The 19920-nt window shown below is 66.2% G+C and carries 20 protein-coding genes; 10 read left to right on the forward strand and 10 right to left on the reverse strand.

Features of this window, described 5'->3' with window-relative positions; genetic code table 11:
• The first annotated feature begins 140 nt into the window (after nt 1–140).
• Entirely contained in the window at nt 141–2579 is a 2439-nt protein-coding gene (locus M2428_RS10015; protein WP_346780740.1) for an AMP-binding protein, read from the forward strand.
• Here M2428_RS10015 and M2428_RS10020 read toward each other — a convergent pair.
• Nucleotides 2551–3399 carry an alpha/beta hydrolase-fold protein gene (locus M2428_RS10020; protein ID WP_277525806.1) on the reverse strand — a complete coding sequence of 283 codons (849 nt, stop codon included), beginning with the start codon at nt 3397–3399 and terminating at the stop codon, nt 2551–2553. The genes M2428_RS10015 and M2428_RS10020 overlap by 29 nt on opposite strands.
• Before the next feature lie 148 nt (nt 3400–3547).
• On the opposite strand from M2428_RS10020, the gene M2428_RS10025 reads away from it, so the two are divergent.
• Nucleotides 3548–4036: a hypothetical protein gene (locus tag M2428_RS10025; protein WP_277525807.1), complete on the forward strand. Its 489-nt coding sequence runs from the start codon at nt 3548–3550 to the stop codon at nt 4034–4036.
• A gap of 65 nt (nt 4037–4101) precedes the next feature.
• A complete protein-coding gene (locus M2428_RS10030) occupies nt 4102–4890 on the forward strand; it encodes a GNAT family N-acetyltransferase (protein WP_277525809.1) in 789 nt (262 codons plus the stop codon).
• Here M2428_RS10030 and M2428_RS10035 read toward each other — a convergent pair.
• A complete protein-coding gene (locus tag M2428_RS10035; protein WP_277525810.1) occupies nt 4793–5899 on the reverse strand; it encodes an MFS transporter in 1107 nt (368 codons plus the stop codon). The two genes, M2428_RS10030 and M2428_RS10035, sit on opposite strands and share 98 nt — an antisense overlap.
• A gap of 80 nt (nt 5900–5979) precedes the next feature.
• Here M2428_RS10035 and M2428_RS10040 point away from each other — a divergent pair, with 80 nt between their 5' ends.
• Nucleotides 5980–6333 (forward strand): ClpX C4-type zinc finger protein, encoded by a 354-nt coding sequence (locus tag M2428_RS10040; RefSeq protein ID WP_277525811.1) that lies wholly within the window; start codon nt 5980–5982, stop codon nt 6331–6333.
• Here the strand turns inward: M2428_RS10040 and M2428_RS10045 are convergent.
• Together M2428_RS10045 and M2428_RS10050 are read right to left on the reverse strand one after the other, a co-directional pair.
• Nucleotides 6330–7772 (reverse strand): ATP-binding protein, encoded by a 1443-nt coding sequence (locus M2428_RS10045; protein WP_277525812.1) that lies wholly within the window; start codon nt 7770–7772, stop codon nt 6330–6332. The genes M2428_RS10040 and M2428_RS10045 overlap by 4 nt on opposite strands.
• Nucleotides 7773–7836: 64 nt before the next feature.
• Nucleotides 7837–8595: a VOC family protein gene (locus M2428_RS10050; protein ID WP_277525813.1), complete on the reverse strand. Its 759-nt coding sequence runs from the start codon at nt 8593–8595 to the stop codon at nt 7837–7839.
• A gap of 99 nt (nt 8596–8694) precedes the next feature.
• Here M2428_RS10050 and M2428_RS10055 point away from each other — a divergent pair, with 99 nt between their 5' ends.
• Both M2428_RS10055 and M2428_RS10060 read left to right on the forward strand, forming a co-directional pair.
• Nucleotides 8695–9174, forward strand: coding sequence for a hypothetical protein (locus M2428_RS10055; RefSeq protein WP_277525814.1), 480 nt, complete (start codon nt 8695–8697; stop codon nt 9172–9174).
• A gap of 995 nt (nt 9175–10169) precedes the next feature.
• Nucleotides 10170–10913, forward strand: a complete 744-nt coding sequence (locus tag M2428_RS10060; protein WP_277525815.1) for a GAF and ANTAR domain-containing protein — start codon at nt 10170–10172, stop codon at nt 10911–10913.
• Nucleotides 10914–10931: 18 nt separating this feature from the next.
• Here the strand turns inward: M2428_RS10060 and M2428_RS10065 are convergent, their stop codons facing one another.
• The 4 genes from M2428_RS10065 to M2428_RS10080 form a co-directional block, all read right to left on the reverse strand.
• Nucleotides 10932–11432: a DinB family protein gene (locus tag M2428_RS10065; protein WP_277525816.1), complete on the reverse strand. Its 501-nt coding sequence runs from the start codon at nt 11430–11432 to the stop codon at nt 10932–10934.
• Nucleotides 11433–11531: 99 nt separating this feature from the next.
• Nucleotides 11532–12194 (reverse strand): MBL fold metallo-hydrolase, encoded by a 663-nt coding sequence (locus M2428_RS10070; RefSeq protein ID WP_277525817.1) that lies wholly within the window; start codon nt 12192–12194, stop codon nt 11532–11534.
• Nucleotides 12191–13276 (reverse strand): S-(hydroxymethyl)mycothiol dehydrogenase, encoded by a 1086-nt coding sequence (locus M2428_RS10075; protein WP_277525818.1) that lies wholly within the window; start codon nt 13274–13276, stop codon nt 12191–12193. Before M2428_RS10075 ends, M2428_RS10070 begins: the two co-directional genes overlap by 4 nt.
• Before the next feature lie 123 nt (nt 13277–13399).
• Entirely contained in the window at nt 13400–13657 is a 258-nt protein-coding gene (locus M2428_RS10080) for a mycoredoxin (protein WP_277525944.1), read from the reverse strand.
• Between the two features lie 263 nt (nt 13658–13920).
• Between M2428_RS10080 and M2428_RS10085 the strand changes: the two genes are divergently transcribed.
• A complete protein-coding gene (locus M2428_RS10085) occupies nt 13921–14667 on the forward strand; it encodes an SOS response-associated peptidase (RefSeq protein WP_277525819.1) in 747 nt (248 codons plus the stop codon).
• Nucleotides 14668–14719: 52 nt separating this feature from the next.
• Here M2428_RS10085 and M2428_RS10090 read toward each other — a convergent pair whose 3' ends face one another.
• A complete protein-coding gene (locus M2428_RS10090; protein WP_277525820.1) occupies nt 14720–15142 on the reverse strand; it encodes a VOC family protein in 423 nt (140 codons plus the stop codon).
• Nucleotides 15143–15156: 14 nt separating this feature from the next.
• On the opposite strand from M2428_RS10090, the gene M2428_RS10095 reads away from it, so the two are divergent.
• A complete protein-coding gene (locus tag M2428_RS10095; RefSeq protein ID WP_277525945.1) occupies nt 15157–15483 on the forward strand; it encodes a chorismate mutase in 327 nt (108 codons plus the stop codon).
• 7 nt (nt 15484–15490) lie between these two features.
• On the opposite strand, the gene M2428_RS10100 is transcribed toward M2428_RS10095, so the two are convergent.
• Nucleotides 15491–15877, reverse strand: coding sequence for a hypothetical protein (locus tag M2428_RS10100; protein ID WP_277525821.1), 387 nt, complete (start codon nt 15875–15877; stop codon nt 15491–15493).
• Nucleotides 15878–16057: 180 nt separating this feature from the next.
• Between M2428_RS10100 and M2428_RS10105 the strand changes: the two genes are divergently transcribed.
• Both M2428_RS10105 and dnaE read left to right on the forward strand, forming a co-directional pair.
• The gene (locus M2428_RS10105; protein WP_277525822.1) at nt 16058–16393 is read left to right on the forward strand and encodes a DUF6504 family protein; all 336 of its coding nucleotides are present in this window, start codon (nt 16058–16060) and stop codon (nt 16391–16393) included.
• On the forward strand, nt 16390–19890 hold the full coding sequence (gene dnaE, locus M2428_RS10110; RefSeq protein ID WP_277525823.1) for a DNA polymerase III subunit alpha: 3501 nt from the start codon (nt 16390–16392) through the stop codon (nt 19888–19890). The genes M2428_RS10105 and dnaE overlap by 4 nt, the downstream gene beginning before the upstream one ends.
• The last annotated feature ends 30 nt before the right edge of the window (nt 19891–19920 follow it).

Consider the following 19920-nt stretch of genomic DNA (forward strand, 5'->3'; position numbering starts at 1 on the left):
AACATCGTCCGGGTGACCACGCAGCTTGATTTCATGCGGGTGCCCTTCGCCGCCGATCTTGCGAGCTACGGGGACAGCCCTGCCATCCTCACCGAGACATTTGCCCGACCTACCGGGAGCTGGCGGAGCGCGTCGATGACCTGGCCGTCCGGCTCGGCACCGAGCGGCGCCTCGTCGCGCTGGCCGCAGCCAACGATCTCGACTCGATCGTCGCCTACCTGGCGGCGTTGGTGGGCGGACATCCACTGATCCTGTTGCCCGAGGACAAACCCGCCGCCTTGGAATCTCTGGTTGCGGCCTACGACCCCGACGTCGTCATGCGGCCCGGGGACGGGCGGACCGTGCTGGAGGAACGCCGGCCCGGCACGCGGCACGAGCTCCATCCGGACCTGGCGCTCCTGCTCAGCACGTCCGGATCCACGGGCTCACCCAAACTCGTCCGCCTCTCGCACGCGAGCCTGCAGTCCAACGCCGAGTCGATTGCGGAGTACCTGACGATCGGCCCGGATGACCGCGCAGCGACGACCCTGCCCATGTCCTACTGCTACGGCTTGTCGGTGATCAACAGCTACCTGCTCCGCGGTGCCGGCCTTGTTCTCACCGACCTTTCCGTGGTTGATCCCTGCTTTTGGGACCTTTTCCGACGCCGCGGGGCCACGTCGCTGGCGGCCGTGCCGTACACCTTTGAACTGCTGGAGCGGGTCGGGTTCGCGGAAATGGACCTGCCCAGCTTGCGCTACATCACCCAGGCCGGGGGCAGGCTGGCGCCGGAATCGGTGGGGAAATACGCGGAACTGGGCCGCCGGAACGGCTGGGAATTCTTCGTGATGTATGGCCAGACCGAGGCGACGGCCCGGATGGCGTACCTCCCGCCGGAGCTGTCGGCCGAAGTTCCGGGCGCTGTGGGCATTCCGGTGCCCGGTGGATCGTTCCGCATCGACCCCGTGCCCGGGCTGGAGGATGGCGAACTTGTCTACGCCGGCCCCAACGTCATGCTCGGCTATGCCGAGAGCCCGGCGGACCTCGCCGTGGGCCGGACCATCACCGAACTCCGCACCGGCGATCTCGCCCGGCGACACCCGGCAGGCGTCTACGAGGTGGTGGGCCGGCGCAGTCGGTTCGTCAAGATCGTGGGACTACGTGTTGACCTGGGACAGGTGGAGCGGCTCCTGGCGGACCTCGGGGTGCAGGCGGCCAGCGCAGGGACCGACGACGGCGTCGTTGTCGCCGTTGAAGGCGACCATGACGCGCAGCTACTGGCCAAGGTGCTCGCCCAGGGTATGGGACTGCCGCGCGCGGCTCTGGAGGTACACGCCGTCGAGCATCTCCCGCGCCTGGCCACGGGCAAACTGGACTACCCGGCCATCCTGGCCCTGTCCGGGCCGAAAACAGGGCCAGCACCTGAGCCCGCGGCCGAAAGCGGCGCGCCGGACAGCGTCCGGAAGATCTTCGAGGACGCCCTGGAGTGCGCCGAGATCGGCGACGGCGACACCTTCGTATCCCTGGGCGGGGACTCCCTGTCCTACGTGGCCGCCTCGGTCCGGCTGGAACAAGCCCTGGGCCATCTCCCGCCGGACTGGCACGTGACTCCGGTTCGGGACCTGGAGCCAACGCCCCGCACCGCGCCGGTCCGGAAGCGGCGACGGTTCTTCGCGCCGGTGGAAACGAGCATCGTCCTGCGGGCCGTGGGGATCGTCCTGATCGTTAGCACCCACGTTGGCCTGTTCAGTTGGCAGGGTGCGGCCCACGTGCTCATGGCCGTGGCCGGCTACAACTTCGCACGCTTCCAGCTCTCCGGGCCAAGGGTGCCGCGGCTGCGGCGCCAGCTGGCCAGCGTGGCAAGAATCGTGGTGCCGAGCATGGCGTTCATCGCGGTGGCCTACCTGATCACCGATAACTACGCGCCTGCCAATATCCTGCTGCTCAACGCCGTCCTCGGGCCGGAGGCGGTGACCACCCAGTGGCACTTCTGGTTCATCGAAATTCTTGTCTACCTGCTGGTGGGGGCGACGGCGTTGCTGGCCATTCCGTGGGCGGACCGCGCCGAGCGGCGCTTCCCCTTGCTCTTTCCGCTGGTGCTGACCGGCGCGGGGCTCCTGACCCGCTATGAGCTGGTGCATCCTGGAGTGCCGCACACGGCGCCTGCGCTCTGGCTCTTCGCCTTGGGTTGGGCCATTGCGCGGTCCCGGACCGTAGCCCAGCGTTGCATTGTCTCGGTCATTGCGGCACTGACTGTTCCGGGATTCTTCGAGAACCCGGGCCGGGAGTGCACGCTCCTTGTCGGAATCCTGCTGCTCATCTGGCTGCCCAGCGTCCCGGTGCCCAGGGGCCTTCGCCGCCTCATTATGGTGCTGGCCAGCGCCTCCCTCTACGCGTACCTGGTCCACTGGGTGGTCTACCCGCCGCTGGCCGGGACCAGCACCGTGCTGGCCGTCGCAGTCTCACTCGCCGTGGGAGTAGCCTACTGGGCGCTCTGCATGCGGGTGGTGGGCGCAGTCAGCCGACGGCGGGCACGCACTGTCGGCCGCATTCCCGCGCTCGCAGCCAGCATCAAGCCAGGCTCTTGCCCAGAAACGTGAGGACATCCGGGAGGATGGAGCGCCAGTAGCCGCTGTCGTGGCCGCCAGCCTGGAAGCCTCCCTCATGTGCGCCCGGAAGGTCCTTCACATAGTCCTGGACACTGAAGAGCAGGTTGTCCGCCGTGCCGCAGTCGATTCGCTTCGGCAGCGCCTCCAGCTCCGGGCGCAGGGCAAAGATATCGTTTGCCGCAAAGTCCGCGGCGCTGTCGAAGTTGTCGGACCGGCCGGCGTCGTACAGGCTCCAGACTGCGGGACTCATCGCGGCGACGGCGCGGAGACCGGGGACGCGGTGCTGGGAGGCCAGGAGCAGGGCGCCGAAGCCGCCCATCGACAGGCCGAACACGGCGAGCCTGCCGGTGTCGAGTCCCTGGCGGGCCAGCAGGGGGACGAATTCCTCCACCAGCATGGACTGCGTGTCGGTTCCGGATTCCCGGCGATGCCACCACGTTTCGCCTCCGTCGATGGCAGCGATCGCGAATGGCGTCCCCCCACGGGCCACATGCCCGGCCAGGACGCCGCCCGCGTCCAGTTCATCGAAGACCATGCGGTGGTCCGCGCCCGTGCCATGCAGGAACAGGGCAACGGGCAGGGGGCCGGAAGGGCCGCCCCCGCTGGATCCGGGCACGGCCAGTGACCAGCCCGTGGGTTCCTGCGGCCGGAACCGCGAAGTGAAGCTGCCGCTGCGCATGGCGATGGGCGGGGCTGGTGGTGCCGCCTGGCCGGACGTGTCCGGGCCGGCGCACCCCGCGACCGACGCCGCCGCCACGGCGCCGGCTCCGAGCCCCAGGAGTCGGCGTCGGGAAAATCCGGGTGATCCCATGGCCCGATCATAGGCCCGACGTGGCGGTGCGGGAGCCGATGCCATGCGGGCGGCGGCTCAATTTGGCCCCGGCACACTCCGGCAACAGTTCGGCTACGAATCCGGGGCAGCAGTGGGCATCGACTGCTGTACCAGCGACACTGACGGCATGGCTTTCCACCTGAAGGACCGTGACCGGCGTCCCGCGATCTATGCCACGGTCGGCGCTCTGGTACTGGTTGCCTCGATATCGGGGTGCTCGTCCACCACGGGCGGGGAGCCGCCGTGTCTCCCGCCCGCCTATTCGCTGACCCCGACCGAAGCCAAACCGGGGCAAAGCGTCACAGTGGCAGCGCCGGACGCCGGGTGCAATCCCCGCTACGGCACGAACGCCAGAATCCAGGTGAGCGTCATCGACGCAACAGGTGCGGAAGTCGTCAACACCACGTCCGCCATGAACGACGCCGGTGGGTTCACCTACACGTTTGTCGTGCCCGCCCGGACAGCCCTAGGGGATGCCGCGGTAACCGCCATGCCTTACAACATTGACTGGTGCGATGACACCGGCAGGAATAACCGCGCGGCGGGTGCACGGGAGGTCCCTTTCGTGCGGGTGTCGTGTGCGGTGCCTGTGAAGCCCCTAACCATCACCCGCTAAGGGCCACATGTACCGGTAGCCGTCCAACGGCCCGTCCGAACCCGGACAATGTACCGTGGAGGCCAATGACTCTTTCTGAAGAACTTCTTATGGCCTACGACCAGCAACTCCGAACGGATGCCGAGACACCCAGTGCCATCGCCGTTGAGCGGCTCGGCCCGCTGCGTCTGGTGACCTTTGCGGGCGGCCGAGGCTTCGTGACTTATCAGGACCTCGATGGGGCAAGCGCCCGGACGATCGCGCATTGGGTGGTCGAAGCGCTCGCGTATTACCGCAGCAATCCGGCAATCGTGCGGGTTGAGTGGAAAACCCGCGGCCACGATCACGCGCCTGGACTCCATGACGCATTGCTCGACAACGGGTTTGAGCCGGATGAGACCGAGTCGGTCATGATCGGGCCGGCCAGCGCGTTGAATGTGGATGTGCAGCTCCCGTCCGGCATCAGTCTGCGGCGGATGACCGAAGAACGGGACATTCGCGCCATGAGCGCCATGCAGGACGAGGTTTTCGGCACGGACGTCTCCGAGGGCAATGCCGACGCAATCCTGCGTCGTGTGGCCCTGGACGACGGTATGGAACTGTGGGTTGCCGAACACGACGGGGCGATTGTGAGTGCGGGCCGCCTCGAGCCGGTACCGGACACCGATTTCGCGGGCATCTGGGGCGGGGCAACGCGTGCAGAATGGCGTGGCCTGGGTATTTATCGGGCCCTCACGGCGGCCCGGGCTCGAGCCGCGCTAACGCTCGGCAAGCAACTCATTCACAGCGACTCGACAGAATATTCGCGACCGATTCTGGAACGCTACGGCTTGCACCAGGTGTCAACAACCACCGCCTACCGCTGGCGGCGCTAACGGCCCGAGCACGTCCGCCGGGATTGTTGTCCAGGGCCGCGGCCAGGGGAGTCAGCGCCACGGCCGGGACGCAGGCGAGGCCGGCGAGGATCCTGGTCTTCCCGATGCCGAGTTGGCCCAGGATGGCCGGCGCGGCGAAGGACGCGGCAAGCCCGCCCAGGGCGGCGAAGGTGCTCAGTAGCGCGAAGACGGCGGGGCTCAGTCCCAGGACGTCGAGGGCGTATACCGCGGTGGCGGCGCTGCCGAACATGGTGGCTGCGTTGAGAATCATCCCGGACAGGAACAGAGCCCGGAGTGCCGGCTGGTGAATGGTGAACGACAATCCTGCCCGGGCCGCAGTCCAAAATGCCTCCTGACTCCGGAGTGGCTTGATGTCCTCGTCGAGCTGAATGCTCGTGAGGAGCAGCGCGGACAGGGCGTAGGAGATCCCGGCGGCCACCAGGACGAACGGCGCGGCGACGGCGCTGAGGAGCGCCCCGGTTAGGGACGGAGAGCCGACGGCGACCGCGCTGGCGGCCGTCTGCAGCCGGGCATGCGCGTCGCTGATCTGTTCCCGCCCCACCACGGAAGGGACGAAGGCTCCGTGGGCGGTGGTGAAAACGACGTCGGCAACGCTGATCAGCGCCACGCAGGCCAGCAGCTGCCCCAGCGTCATGACGCCGCCAACAAAGGCTGCCGGAACGCTCAGGACCACCAACGCCCGGACCGCGTCCGCTGTGATCATCAGCCGGCGCCGGCGGAGTCGGTCCACCCAGACGCCGATCGGCAGGCCCAGGACAAGGAAGGCACTCATGCCCAGGGCGTTGATGATTCCCACCTCCATTGCACCGGCACCGAGCAGGGAGACAGCAATGATCGGGATCACCACCCGGCTTGCTTCGTCCCCGATGCCCTCGAACGCGGCGGCTATCCATAACCTCCGGAACGCAACCAGCCGCAACAGCGGTTTTTTGACCGTCTTGACCGTCGGCCGGGGGTTGGTGTTCGCATTTCGCCGCTGTAAGGACATACCTGACAACTTGTCAGGAACTGCCTGACAAATCAACTATGCTGACACTGCTAGGCGATCAGTCTTAAAAGGAGAATGCCGTGGAACTGGAACCGCCGCTGGCCGGCCCGCTGATGTGCAGCTTCTGCGCGAGACCGGCCAACACCTCCCGACGCCTCGTGGCAGGTCCTGGCGTTGCCATCTGTAAGGACTGTGCCGAGGCGTCCGTGATGCTGTTCAGCAGCACGGAGGTCTCTCCGGCGGCGGCCCTTTGGGCGAGAATGACCGATGATGAACTGCTGGACCACCCGCCGGAAATCGCCGCCGTCGCCTCACAAGTCGAAGACCGGTTGAGGGCCTGGGTGGGGACCGCGCGTCAAAGGCGAATCAGCTGGGCGCGCATTGGCGCGGCGCTGGGTATGACGCGGCAATCAGCGTGGGAACGTTTTTCCTAGCCGCCGTAATGAAAGGTTCCCGGCGGCCCGGGGAACGGGCCTCCATTGCCCTCAGCGTCGCCCCCGGCGCCGCTGCCGAGGAGGCTCCGGGTGAGGGCGGCGCTGTCGGCCATCAGGTCTTCCACAGCCTTCGCCAAATGATTGTCCGCGACCGGCACACCTTCTAATGCGCCGGCGACGACCGCCCGGCGGACGAGTTCGCGTGCGAATGAGGCCGTGGTGCCGTCGGTGCGGGCGGCGGCATCTTCAATCGCGTGCGGGCTGAAAGGGATACCGCGGGCATACAGCCTGATCAGCGAGACCCGCTCCGGCTGAGCCGGCAGGGGAATTTCCACGGCCAGGTCCACACGTCCAGGACGCTGGGCCAGGGCGCGTTCAAGCATGTCCACCCGGTTGGTGGTGAGGACGAACGCGACGTCGGCGTCGCTGGCCAATCCGTCCATGGCGTCCAGCACCTCGAACAGCAGCGGCTGGGGTCCGTGCCCGAAGCTGCGGTCCTCGGCGATGAGATCGCAGTCCTCAAGAACGACGATGGAGGGCTGCAGAGCCCTGGCCATGGCAGCGGCTTCTGAGATCCTGGCGAGCGATCCCCCCGAAAGAAGGATTGCTGTGACACCGTCGCTGCGACTCAACAAATACCGCACCGTGTGGGTCTTGCCGGTCCCCGGCCTGCCATAGAGCAGGACGCCGCGTTTGAGGTGCTGGCCGTACTTGTTGAGGGATTCCCGGTGCTCGGCGATGCCTAAGGTGTGGTCCGACACTTTCTCCAGCAGGCCATCCGGCAGGATGACATCGGACGCGGCAAGGGCCGGCCGGGCGTGGAAGGTCACCCCGGCCGCGCTGGGACCATACTCGCCCATCACCAAGGAAATGACCTGCCCCTTGAGCACGCTGCGGTGCTGCATCCGCCGGCGGAACTCCGAGAGGAAGTGTGCGGCCTTATCGGTCGCGCCGGCCAAAACTTCAAGGGAAGCGGACTGCCGGCCATACCGGGGGTTGGCGTCCCGCTGCAGCACTGCGATTGGACTGCCGTCGTGGCTGAATAGCCACAGTCCCAGTGCCACGGCCTGCCGCTGTTGGTCCGGCCCGACAGCGAGGTTGGTGTAGTCCGGCTGGGAAAGGGGGTATTGGGGAAACAATTGGGACTGCTGCAACATGTCGCTCAGCGAATTATGGTGCCTTTGGTCTCCGCCGCCGATGCCGACGTGCCGGAACTCGGGGTCCTCTGCGGCAAGTTCTTCCATCAGGATGTCCGCGTCCACGAACCGGTGCGGCGGAATCTCCTCAACCACCACGGCAACTGATTCTGCCTGGACCGCCAAGTGGTCAGTGAGCGTGGTCAGCAGCTGGGTTCCGGGTTGCACCCGATGCTGCCCGGACTGTGCAAGCTCCACCAGCCGCGCGAAATTGTCGATGAACTTCCCCAAATTTTCATCCATGGGCTGACCCTACCAGCGCCGCAGTCGGGTGCTGAGGCATACGGGAGACGGGCGGACGGAAGTGTCAGCCGGCGATTGCGCTGACTGCGATGGCGCCGCCCTGGGGGTCCCTGATCACGGCGCTGCGAAATCCCGGTGTGTCCACGGGTGCCATCAAGACGCCGCCACCCAGTGCTACGGCGTGCTGGGCGATGGCGTCCGCGTCGCGGACAGAGAAATTGACGCTCCAATGCGGCGGAACCACGACGCCGTCCGTGGCCGTCACGACCGCCACGACTCGACCCGAGCGGAGCCAGCGCGAGAAGGGAGCGTCCGGCACCGATTCGAGTTCCCAGCCAAACATTGCGCCGTAGAACGCCTGGGCCCGCCCGACATCTGTGGTGTGCAGCGAGCTCATGGCCCAGGAATTGGGCTCATTGACCAGCTCGGCGCCGTCGTTCGCTCCGGCCTGCCGCAGGCAGAACGGAACGCCTGTGGCATCGGCGAGCACAACAACGCGGTCACCGGAGCCGGCCCCAAACCGTTCCAGGCGCTTGCCTCCCGCCTGCTCGGCACGAGCCAGGGCTTCCCCGACGTCGTCGACACGCACGTGGGTGATCCACCCAGGAGGCGATTCCGGCGGCGTCTGTCCGATGCCGGCCACCAGCTCCCCGTCCATGCGCGCGGCGAAATAGTCGCCAGCGAGGCCGGACGGCATCGGCGTTGGGTCGTCAAAACTCCAGCCGAAGAGCGGACCGTAAAAGTCTCGGGCAGCCCGGGGATCCGGCTGCAATGTGTCGACCCAGCACGGCGCACCGACTGAGGACGTATCTCGCGCTGTCATTGAAGAAAACCCTTTCGACAGGGGCAGGTTCGGCGGGAACATTGTTTCTTATACCCGCGCATTCGAGCAAGACCGTATTGGCGTCTACAGGGTTCCAGAATGGTTTCACAAATCCCAAAAGAGGAAGAAATTAGCTTCATTGCAGGCGGCCTGAGGCTACTGGAACTCCATTCCGGTCAGGAAATCACCGTCCCTCAGGAGGCCGGGCCCCCGTGCGGTAGGCGCGCAAAGATATTCTGGCTATTGGGGGGGACCGTGAATAAGGGAATGAAATCTGGAATTGCAGTCGTAGCGCTCACTCCACTTCTCGCACTGGGACTTTCAGCCGCATTCGGAACGTCGCAGTCCGGTCCTGCTGACACTGCAGCTGGTGCATCGGAGCATCCAGAATGCTACAACGAGGCCAGGCTGAACGATCCGAATGGCTTCTGCTACCGGACCATGGGTCCTTGGAATAGCACCAAGTCCTCTGACGAGGAAGTCCGAAGCATGATGTCCGTTGAGCGAATGGTGAAGGCCGGCCAGACCGTTCAAGAGATCCAGCGCTACTACCCGGATTACTCTCCGCCCACGAAATGACGCTGTCGCCCTTAGGAGAAGGGTTTGACGTCGACTCCGGACGTCACTGATGGGTTCCATGGGACCAGCCTTGGGCCGCGGAGCCGGAAGTTAACCGCTGTGGATGGCTACTTAGGGTTCGGGCTACGCCATGCGGGGAACCAAATGCCTGCGTTGACGAAAAGTCGCATGTGAATTGTTACTCTCTTTTCCTGTCGTGCGGCAAATGCAATTGGTATTCTGAATTTGGTCAGGAAGAGGCCGCTCACTTTGTTGCGGGAGTTCTTGCCTCATGCCCACCAGACTCGTTGTCACCACTGCCGGCGCTGACTCTCTGGCTGTCGCCGTGAAGCCACTCGAATACCTGGCAGCCCGTAGCGCCGCCGCCTCACCGGAGGCTTGTTGGGGCGGTTCCGCATGATCGGCACAGGGTCACAACGGCGCCCCGGCAGCAGGATCTTTTACACGTTCCGGCACTGGCCGCAGGTGCCGACTGGCGACCTCCTGCAGCTCCGGCAAGCGCTCGTCACTAGCCAGGAACCGGCAGATGACGATGCAGCGTCCGAGCTCCTGCAAATCATCAACGCGGAACTGCGCGGGCGCGGCCGGCGCCGCGAGTGGCGTCTGAACCTGGTCGGGGCGCGATCACGCCGCCGGCGCGCGGGCAGACGGTCCGGCAAGCAGGACCAAAAGCCTGATCCAGGCCTCCCTTAGACCAGCGCGGATGCGGCCCTTAAGAAACGTATCGGGGGTGGCCGCATCCGCGCTAAACGCACTCATAGTGCAAAGCAGGTCGCGTCCCCGGCTGGCGCCAGAGGGCACGGGCCGGGGACGCGCGTGAACCGGCGAGATCACGGACGCTGGACTCTCCAGGCGGGTAGTCTGCCACGACGGACGAAAAGTCCCGACTCCGCGGGACGAACGGACCTGTCGCTGATTCTGGGCAATATGACCCGTTCTGCCTCGGTGCCCGCACTGTACGATCACTTGGGGGCGTGCGGCCGGAAGGAGCCGGGGTGGAACTTGCAGAGCAGCGTTTTGTTGACGGGACCGCGGAGCAGCTTCAGGACCTCGTGCTGTCCAGCGAGGACCTGGAAGAATTTTTGGGCGAACTGGCCCAGCACTTAGCCATTGGGATATCCCACGCAGATCGGGAAGTCATCTGCGCCGTAACTGTCGCGAGGCCTAAGAAACCCGCCGCGACCGGCGCCGGCAGCCAGAAGGCATTCGAACTCGAAGAGCAACAGGTCGAGGTCGGCGAGGGCCCCTGCCTCACCGCCATAAGCGGAGCACGCACTGTATATATCAGGGATGTGACGCGGGAGAGCCGGTGGCCTGAATTCGGTCAGGCGGCTGCGGAGCGGGGATACGCTGCCGTCCTGGTGGTCCCCATTGATCTGGACGACGAATGCCGGGCCGCCCTGAGCTTCTACGCTACGCACCGTTCCGGATTTACGGACGGGGAGATCCTCACGGCAGAAAACGCTGCCCGGCAGGTCTCCCGGCCTCTGCGTCTGAGCTTGCGGATCGGCCGCCTCCGGGACGCACGCGACGACCTCGCGTCTGCCATGAAATCGCGTACGGTCATCGACATGGCTATTGGCGTGGTCATGGCCCAGAACAGGTGTCCGCCGGATGAGGCATTCACGTTGCTCCGCAAGGCCTCCAACGCCCGGAACATCAAGCTGCGCGAAGTTGCGGCATCCATCGTTGCTGCAATTGCCGGTACCACGGATATTCGTTCACGCTTCGACTTGTAAGCCTGACCCGAGCGGCCGTCAGGAGCGTGCAGCGAAGATCTGCTCGCGCAGAATGTCCGCGTGACCGCAATGCTGGGCGAGTTCCCTGAGCATGTGCAGGTAGACCCACCGCAGCGGCAGCGGACCACGCCGGTTGCCCGTGACGACGTCTTCAAGGTCTAGGGGAGCGGCCATGCGGCGTGAATCCGCGCAGGCCTGCCTGTAGGCGGCCTGGAGGCCCGCGATGGTGTCGTCGTCCGCCAGGATGAACGATTCATCCGGAGTGGCCGGGATGCCGATCTCCTCCCGGCTCCTGCCAGTGATGGCCTCGTCGAACCAGACCTTTTCCACGACAGTGGCGTGCTTGAGAAGCCCCAGGAGAGTGGTCCTTGACGGTACCAGGGATGCCCGGGCCTCCTGCTCGGTCAATCCGTCGAGGCAGGCGTGGAGATCCGCACGATGCTCGTCGAGGAAGGCATCGAACTGGGTCCGCGTGTCCGCAGTGAAGGTTGCCGGATCCATGCTGGGGTTTGGTCTCATGGCCTCACAGCCTAGTACCGGCGGCCGCGTTTCGGGGACCCGGCCCCGCCGGTGCGGTCCAGGTCCCCACGAATCCGACACGAGAGGAATGGATCGCGGTCAGTGCCCGCGCGCGATCCATTCCTCAAGGTGCGGCGCCTCGTCACCGATGGTCGTCGGATCCCCATGGCCGGTCCGGACCACCGTGTCCGCGGGGAGCGGCAGGAGCCGGTTCCGGATGGACTCGATGATGGTCGAGAAGTCGCTGAAGGAACGACCGGTCGCTCCCGGTCCACCCCTGAACAGCGTGTCGCCGCTAAACACTGTGTTTTCAGATCCAGTGCCTTCGTTAAGCACATTGCCCTCGCCCTCGAGGAGGAAGCACACGGATCCAGGCGAGTGGCCGGGGGTGTGCCGTGCCACCAGTCTGGCCCCTGCGACCTCGAACGTGTCGCCGTCGGCAATGGCGTGGTCCGGCTCGGTGCCGGGGAACACTTGCTCCCACAGCATCCAATCTTCCCGGTTCAGGTACACGGGCGCGTCCACGAGCGTGCCGACCTCGCCCACGGCACGGATGTGGTCGTCGTGGCCGTGCGTAAGCAGGATCGCCGTGACCTTCCTGCCCGCGACGGCGGCGGCGACGGCAGCGGGATCGTGGGCAGGGTCGATGATGACGCATTCTGCGTCATCCCCGATGATCCAGACGTTGTTGTCAACGTCCCACGTCCCGCCGTCGAGCGAAAACGTTCCGGAGGTGACCAGCCGGTCGATGCGGACGCTCACAGCTCCACCACCGAGCGCAGCACCGCACCGGCGTGCATCTTATCGAAGGCTTCCTCGATCTGGTCGATGGTGATCCGCTCTGTCACGAACGCGTCCAGGTCCAGCTTGCCCTGCTGGTAGAGGCTGATCAGGGTGGGGAAGTCACGCGAGGGGAGGCAGTCGCCGTACCAGGAGGACTTCAGCGAGCCGCCGCGGCCGAACACGTCCAGCAGCGGCAGTTCCAGCGTCATCTCGGGGCTCGGCACGCCCACCAGGACCACCGTGCCGGCGAGGTCCCGGGCGTAGAAGGCCTGCTTGTACGTTTCCGGACGGCCGACGGCGTCGATCACCACATCGGCGCCGAAACCGCCGGTCAGTTCGCGGATTGCCTCTACGGGGTCGACGGCGGAGGAGTCCACTGTGTGGGTGGCGCCGAGTTCCTTGGCGCGCTGGAGCTTCTTGGCGTCGATGTCGACGGCGATCACGGTGGTGGCGCCGGCGAGCGCCGCGCCGGCGACCGCAGCCACGCCCACTCCGCCGCAGCCGATCACGGCGACCGAATCGCCGCGCTGGACGTTTCCGGTGTTGATCGCCGCGCCGATGCCTGCCATGACGCCGCAGCCGAGCAGGCCGATGGCGGCGGGATCGGCGTCGGGGTCCACTTTGGTGCACTGGCCGGCGGCCACGAGGGTCTTTTCAGCGAAGGCGCCAATGCCCAGCGCGGCGGTCAGCTCTGTGCCGTCCTCCAGGGTCATCTTCTGGGTGGCGTTGTGGGTGTTGAAACAGTACTGGGGCTGACCCCGCCGGCAGGCACGGCACTCGCCGCAGACAGCCCGCCAGTTCAGCACCACGCGGTCCCCGGGGGCAACCTCCGTCACGTCCGGTCCCACGGCACTGACAACGCCGGTGGCCTCGTGGCCGAGCAGGAACGGGAAGTCGTCGCTGATGGCGCCCTGCTTGTAGTGCAGATCGGTGTGGCAGACGCCGCAGGTCAGGATGTCCACGAGGGCCTCCCCGGGGCCCGGGTCCGGCACCAGGATCGTTTCCAGGGTGACGTCGGCATTCTTGGAACGGACTACTGCTGCCTTGACTTTATTGACCATGAAACAAGCTCCTCTGCTCTGAACGCGGATTTCTTGCACAAATTACTGGCACAACGGGCGGCGGCGCGGCCCTTTGGAGGCCGCGCCGTCGTGGTTTGGTGTTGTCCTTGATACAGGAAGAGACTAGGCGGCGAGCCGGCTCTTGACCTCTGCCGCGGAGGGATTGGTGGCGGCGGTGCCGTCCGGGAACAACACCGTGGGGACGGTGCGGTTGCCCTCGTTGAGCTGCTCGACGAGATCGGCGGTGCCCTCGACTTCCTCGATGTTGATCTCGGTGTACCCGATGCCCTGCGCATCCAGCTGCTTCTTCAACCGGTTGCAGTAGCCGCACCACGTGGTCGAAAACATGGTGATGGTGCCGGATTCGGGGGTGAAGTCCACGAAGTTCTCCTCAAGCTTGTGGTTGGGGCCGGCGTGCAGGCCGGCCCCACTGAAGTCGTACGTCACTGCCAACAACCGTACCCCGGAGCCCGCTATTCCCGCAGAGTGCGCCGCCGCGCTACGCCGTCGGACGCGAATTCGCGGGAAAGCTGCGAAGTCGCCGGAAAGTTCCGGCGACTTCGCAGCTTTCCGGCGACCTCGGCGGGCTCAGCCTGGAGCCAGGGGCGGATGACATGGAATGGGAGCGGTGGCATGCTGGTGCCATGTGTGGACGCTACGTGATGGCCCGGGCCGTCGGAGACCTGCTGGCCGAATTCGACGCCGGGCTGGAGGATGAGATCGCGATTCCGCCGTCGTGGAACGTGGCCCCGACGGCGGATGTGCCGATCCTGCTCGAACGGCTGGTGGACGGGGAGCCGCTCCGCCAACTGCACATTGCGCGCTGGGGCCTGGTGCCCTCGTGGGCCAAGGATCCGGGAATCGGGTCCAAGATGATCAATGCCCGCAGCGAGACGGTGCTGGAGAAGCCCGCTTTCAGGAAAGCGACCCGCTCCCGTCGCTGTGCCGTCCCCGCGGACGGCTACTACGAGTGGAAGGGCGAGGGCCGCAACAAGCAGCCCTACTACGTCCATCCCAAGGACGGGCGACCCATTGTCTTCGCGGGACTCTATGAATGGTGGAGGGATCCGTCCAAGGCCGAGGGCGACCCGGAGCGCTGGATGCTCTCGACCTCGATCATGACCACCGACTCGCCGCCGGAGGGCTACGCGGGAGGAATGCTGGCCGAGCTGACCGCGCTGCACGACAGGGTTCCGCTGCCCATGAACCGCGAGACCATGCAGACGTGGCTGGACCCGGAGGTTGACGATGCGGCCGGACTGGTGGACCTGGTCCGGGCCGGGGCGCACGATGTCGCGGAAGGCTGGACGATCGACGCCGTCGGCACCGCCGTCGGGAACGTCAAGAATGACTCACCGGAACTCATCCAGCCGGTGGGGAGCCTGTTCTAGGGAGTGGCTGGCGGCTGGCGCAGGTCCGGATCCCTGGTCAGGCTTTTCCGCCTCAGAGCGTCACTTTTCCGCCGCCGTCGACCGCCCAGCCGGGGTTGAAGGCGACCTCCCAGCGGTAGCCGTCGGGATCGGCAAAGTAGCCGGTGTAGCCGCCCCAGGGCTGTGTCTTCGGTGCCGCGACGATGACGGCTCCCGCCGTCTCGGCTTCGGCCATCACCAAGTCGACTTCCGCCGTGCTGGCCAGATTGTGGCTGAGCGTGATGCACGCAATGCCGGCAGGGGGATCGGTGGCCGCTTCGGATTGCATTTGGCCCGCGTCCCAGAGCGAGAGGATCAGGCCGTGGTTGACTTGGATGAAGAGCACCTCGCCGGCGACCTCCCGGTGGACCGGCCATCCTAGGCCATCGACGTAGAAGCTACGTGAGGCGTCAACACTGCGGACACCCAGCGAAATTAAGTCGACTCGTGGCTGCATCTTTCGATACTGTCATGCACATGCCCACAAATCACGCAGACGACAAGACCGCCCAGGCCGACCGGGAACAGCTCGCCGCCGTACGGGTGGCTGTTGACGAGGTGGACGAGCAGATCGTGGCCTTGATCGGGCGCCGCGAACGGCTGATCCGGATCGCCGGGACCCTCAAGGCGGACAGTGCCGAAGTCCGTGCGCCCGGACGCGTGGAGCGGGTCATCGAACACGTCCGCGCCACGGCCGAACAGAAGGACATCGACGTCGAACTCGTCGAGAAGACCTACCGGGCGATGATCGACGCCTTCATCACCCTCGAGCTGGAAGTGTACAAGTCCACTTCCTAGCAGGGGCTTAGAGGGCCTCTTCGACAGGCACGTTGGCCTGGTATTCCCGGCCGTCACAATCGCTGAAAGCGGTCATGAGGTGGCCCTTGGGCAGGCCCAACACAGTTGTCATGGGGAAGTTTCCGGTGATGGTGTTTCCTGAGTGTTCCACGCCTTTGAGGTCGAAATTCTCTTCCGTGCCTTCATGGTTGAAGTAGTAGAAGGACACGGCCTCGCCGTTCATGAACTCAATGCCCAGTCTGCGCTGATGGGAGTAGTCTGGCCCGGCTGCCAGTAGACCCACCACGTAGGCGCCCTGCCCCGGGATATTTCCGTCTATATCAAAGGTCGCCACCAAGGTTGAATTCTTGGCGGCGATCTTTACGTGCTTCAGGAGTGCGATATGGGAGCTCATGGCTCAATCCTGCTACCTGTGCCATCGTCCGTCCACCCCCGATCTGGGTTTTGTCGCCTCTCCGACGTAGACTGATTTTATTCGAAGATATGTTCGAATAGGGTTATGAGTCTTGGATTTACAGGGCTGGCAGAAGCAGGGACTGGAACGGCTCCAGCCCGGACTGGGTCGGGAGGCAATGTGGGCATCTTCAGCGAGTCTGTGGATGTCGTCTGCACGCCCTCTGGCCAGCCCCTGCGTCTCGACTGGGCCGGGCAGCACTACACGGTCTGCGCGGAACCCGTCCGCTGGTATGAGCGCCGCCAGTGGTGGGCGGAGGAAAGCAGGGCACCCCTCGGGAGCGGTCCGGGCCTGGTAGACCACGAGATCTGGCGGGTCCAGGTGCGTGCCGCCGGGAACCACGCCGCGGACTCCACCCTCACCCTTGACCTGACCCGGCATGTCGGCAGCGGCCGGTGGCGGCTCCTGAGGATCCATGACGCCCTGCAGCCCCTCCGGAAGCCCAAAACAGCATGAACTTCACCCATCTGCACGTCTCCACCGCCTTCAGTGCCCACTATGGCGTCTCCTGGCCGGATGAACTGGCCGCCGCGGCCGCCGCAGACGGCGCCACGGCGCTGGCCTGCACGGACCGGGATGGGCTGTACGGCACCGTCAAGCACCTGAAGGCGTGCATGGGCGCAGGGCTGGATGCGATCGTCGGAGTGGACCTTGCGGTCTTTGACGACGACGGCGACCTCCGCACCCAGCTAGGGGGACGCGTCGTCGTGCTGGCGCACGGAAACAACAACGGCGCCGGCTACCGGGCGTTGTGCCGGCTGATCTCCGACGCCCATGCCCGCACCACGGGCAAGGCAGGCGGAGCGGTGCCGGTGGCCGTCACCCGGGCGGAACTTGCCTCCCGCACCCTGCACCCGGAAACCCTCCAGCCGGTCCTGACGGTGCTGATCGGACCGGACTCCGACGTCGGCCGCGCCATGGGCGGCCGGCGCTACCTGCGGCCCCGCACCCTGTTCAAACGCTGGCTGGACGCCATGCCCCCCGGGACCCTGGCGGCCGAGGTCGTGTCCCAGCTCAGCCCGCCCGGGGAACCGTTGAGCACCGCGCACGCGGTGCGCATGCTCAAGCTGGCGGCAGAGCACGAGGTACCCGCCGTGCTGAGCAACGCCGTGCGGTATGTGGCCGAGGACGGCGCGGCCACCGCCGATGTGCTGGACTCGGCCCGGACGCTTAAACCCCTCCCCGAGCTCTCCGCCGCCCCGCTGCTGCAGCCCAATGGGCAGGGCTGGCTCAAATCGGCGGCCCAGATGCTGCAGCTGGGCAAGGAGATCATCCACGCCGCCGGCTACGGCACGGCGGACCTCAAACGGCTGCTGGCCCAGACCGAGGCGCTCGCGGACCGCTGCCGAATGGATCCCATGGCCGACATGGGCTGGAAACAGCCCGTAGTCCCTGAAGGATCCGTGATCGGGATCGACGGCAACGCGCTCGCCGAACTGACCCTGCGCTGCGAGGCCGGGATCGGCCGCCGTTTCCCGGGAATCTCCGGGCAGCAGGAACAGCAGATGCGAAACCGGCTGCTGCACGAGCTCCGGATCATCGACTCGCTGGGCTTCGCCTCCTACTTCCTGACCGTCGCAGAGGTCTCCCGGATGATCCTGGACATGGGGGTCAGGGCCGCCGCCCGCGGATCCGGGGCCTCCAGCCTGGTCAACTACCTGATCGACGTCAGCCAGGTGAACCCGCTCCAACACGACCTCATCTTCGAACGCTTCCTCTCCCGCGACCGCGCCACGCTGCCCGACATCGACATCGACGTCGAAAGCGCCGAACGGCACAACGTCTACCGGAAGATCTTTGAGCGTTTCGGAGCCGAACGCGTCACGCTGATGAGCATGCAGAACGGCTACCGCGCTCGCGGTGCCGTCCGGGACGCTGGCCTGGCGCTGGGCATGGACGACGGCGAAATCGGCGATATCGCCAAGCAGCTGTGGCGGTTCTCGGCCCGGCACTTCCGCGAAGCCCTCGAGGAGAAGCCGGAGCTGAAGGAATTCGCCGGCCGGGTGGAACAGCGGGACTTCACCGGAAACCAGCAGCTGGACCTTTTGGTGGACCTCACGGAGCGGCTGGACCGGCTGCCGCGCCACATCTCCATGCACCCGTGCGGCGTCATCCTCGGCGATGCCACCCTGCTGGACCGTACCCCCGTGCAGCCCAGCGGCCTGGGCCTGCCCATGAGCCAGTTCGACAAGCACGACATGGACCCCATGGGCATGCTCAAACTCGATGTCCTGGGCGTCCGGATGCAGAGCGCCATGGCATTCGCCGTCCGGGAAGTGATCCGGCTCCACCCCTCCAAGGCCGAGGTGGTGGCCGCCGGCGCGCATCCGGCCGGCGTTGACGGGACGGGTCCGGATTACATCGCCGAGGACGGGCAGATCGACCTCAACGCGGTCCCGCTCGATGACGAGCCAACCTTTGAACTGATCCGCAGTACCCACACCCTGGGCTGCTTCCAGATCGAATCCCCGGGCCAGCGCGAACTGATCGGCAAGATGGCCCCTAAGGACTTTAACGATCTCATCATTGACATCTCACTGTTCCGACCCGGCCCGATGAAATCCGACATGGTCCGGCCCTTCCTGGAGCACCGGCACGGTTTTGCCCCCGAGATCTATCCGCATCCCGATCTCAAACCGGTCCTCCAGGAGACCCACGGGGTCACGGTTTTCCACGAACAAATCCTCAAGACCTTCGATGTCATGACCGGGTGCGGGCTGGCGCGCGCCGACGAGTTCCGCCGGGCGCTGGGCAACGAGGTGCTGGAAGCCAAGGTGGAGGAGTTCTTCCGGAAGGAGGCGCGGGCCCGGAACTACAGTCCCGAGGTAGTGGACAAGGTATGGGGCACGCTGAAGGCCTTTGGCAGCTTCGGGTTCTGCAAGGCCCACGGAGCCGCCTTCGCCGTGCCCACCTACCAGTCGGCCTGGCTCAAGGCGCACCACCCGGAGGCCTTCCTCGCCGGACTCTGGGAACACGACCCCGGCATGTACCCCAAACGCCTGCTCGTGGCCGAGGCCCGGCGGCTGGGGATCCCCATCCTTCCCCTCGACATCAACCGGAGCGAGGCCGAGTACCGGGTGGAGCGGGTGGAATCCGGACCGGACCGGGGCAGGCTGGGCATCCGGCTGAGCCTGAACGGCATCTTCGGGCTCTCCGGCGCCGAGCTGAAACGGATAGTGGCCGGCCAGCCCTACGACTCCCTGGCGGACCTGCGCGCCCGGTCGCGGCTGAGCAGGCCCAGCATCCAGCGCCTGGCCCAGCTGGGCGCCTTCGACTCGCTGCACCGGGCATCCGGGGGAGCCGCCAACCGGGCGGACTTGGTCCAGCACCTGCAGAAACTCCAGGCCCGTCCCTTGCGGAAGGGCGTGGACGTCATTGAGGGCCAGCTGGCGTTGCCGCTGGGGGACGTGGAACTGAAGAACCTGAAGGCGTTGCTGCCCGCGCCCAGCATGGTGGACAACGTCCGGGCGGAACTGGACCTGATGGCCGTGGACGTCAGCGAGCACCTCATGACCAGCCACCGCCCGCTGCTGGACCGGCTCGGCGTCACCACCGCGGACAAGCTGCTGGGACTGCGCAACGGCACGGAGGTGCTGGTTGCCGGGGTCCGGGTGGCCACCCAGACCCCGCCCATGCGGGGCGGCCGGCGGGTGGTGTTCATCAGCATCGACGACGGCACGGGTTGCGTGGATTCGGTTTTCTTCCACGAGGCGCAGGAGCAGTCCGGATCCTTGTTGTTCGGCACCCGCCTGCTGCTGATCCGCGGCACCACCCGCCGGACCGGGCCGCGGGGGATCAGCATCAGCGCCAGCATGGCCTGGGACCTCAGCCGCCCGGAGACCCTGCCGTTCCCGGAATCCGTTGCCGGCGCCACCGGCGAGTACGCGCCGGACCTGCCCGGCCCCCTGGACGGGATCGGCAGGAATCTAGCCATCACCGGGCTGGGCGGCTGACCTCCCGTCGGGGCGTCCGCCGTGGGAGCC

The organism is Arthrobacter sp. ES3-54 (assembly GCF_029504395.1).
Classification (GTDB): Bacteria; Actinomycetota; Actinomycetes; order Actinomycetales; family Micrococcaceae; genus Arthrobacter.

What these genes read in the sequence shown, in the direction of transcription:
- M2428_RS10050 (WP_277525813.1), bottom strand. Translation starts at nt 8,595, where the DNA reads ATGACAGCGCGAGATACGTCCTCAGTCGGTGCGCCGTGCTGGGTCGAC.
- M2428_RS10025 (WP_277525807.1), top strand. Translation starts at nt 3,548, where the DNA reads ATGGCTTTCCACCTGAAGGACCGTGACCGGCGTCCCGCGATCTATGCC.
- M2428_RS10030 (WP_277525809.1), top strand. Translation starts at nt 4,102, where the DNA reads ATGACTCTTTCTGAAGAACTTCTTATGGCCTACGACCAGCAACTCCGA.
- M2428_RS10090 (WP_277525820.1), bottom strand. Translation starts at nt 15,142, where the DNA reads ATGCAGCCACGAGTCGACTTAATTTCGCTGGGTGTCCGCAGTGTTGAC.
- M2428_RS10055 (WP_277525814.1), top strand. Translation starts at nt 8,695, where the DNA reads ATGGTTTCACAAATCCCAAAAGAGGAAGAAATTAGCTTCATTGCAGGC.
- M2428_RS10085 (WP_277525819.1), top strand. Translation starts at nt 13,921, where the DNA reads ATGTGTGGACGCTACGTGATGGCCCGGGCCGTCGGAGACCTGCTGGCC.
- M2428_RS10045 (WP_277525812.1), bottom strand. Translation starts at nt 7,772, where the DNA reads ATGGATGAAAATTTGGGGAAGTTCATCGACAATTTCGCGCGGCTGGTG.
- M2428_RS10035 (WP_277525810.1), bottom strand. Translation starts at nt 5,899, where the DNA reads ATGTCCTTACAGCGGCGAAATGCGAACACCAACCCCCGGCCGACGGTC.
- M2428_RS10065 (WP_277525816.1), bottom strand. Translation starts at nt 11,432, where the DNA reads ATGAGACCAAACCCCAGCATGGATCCGGCAACCTTCACTGCGGACACG.
- dnaE (WP_277525823.1), top strand. Translation starts at nt 16,390, where the DNA reads ATGAACTTCACCCATCTGCACGTCTCCACCGCCTTCAGTGCCCACTAT.
- M2428_RS10095 (WP_277525945.1), top strand. Translation starts at nt 15,157, where the DNA reads ATGCACATGCCCACAAATCACGCAGACGACAAGACCGCCCAGGCCGAC.
- M2428_RS10020 (WP_277525806.1), bottom strand. Translation starts at nt 3,399, where the DNA reads ATGGGATCACCCGGATTTTCCCGACGCCGACTCCTGGGGCTCGGAGCC.
- M2428_RS10100 (WP_277525821.1), bottom strand. Translation starts at nt 15,877, where the DNA reads ATGAGCTCCCATATCGCACTCCTGAAGCACGTAAAGATCGCCGCCAAG.
- M2428_RS10075 (WP_277525818.1), bottom strand. Translation starts at nt 13,276, where the DNA reads ATGGTCAATAAAGTCAAGGCAGCAGTAGTCCGTTCCAAGAATGCCGAC.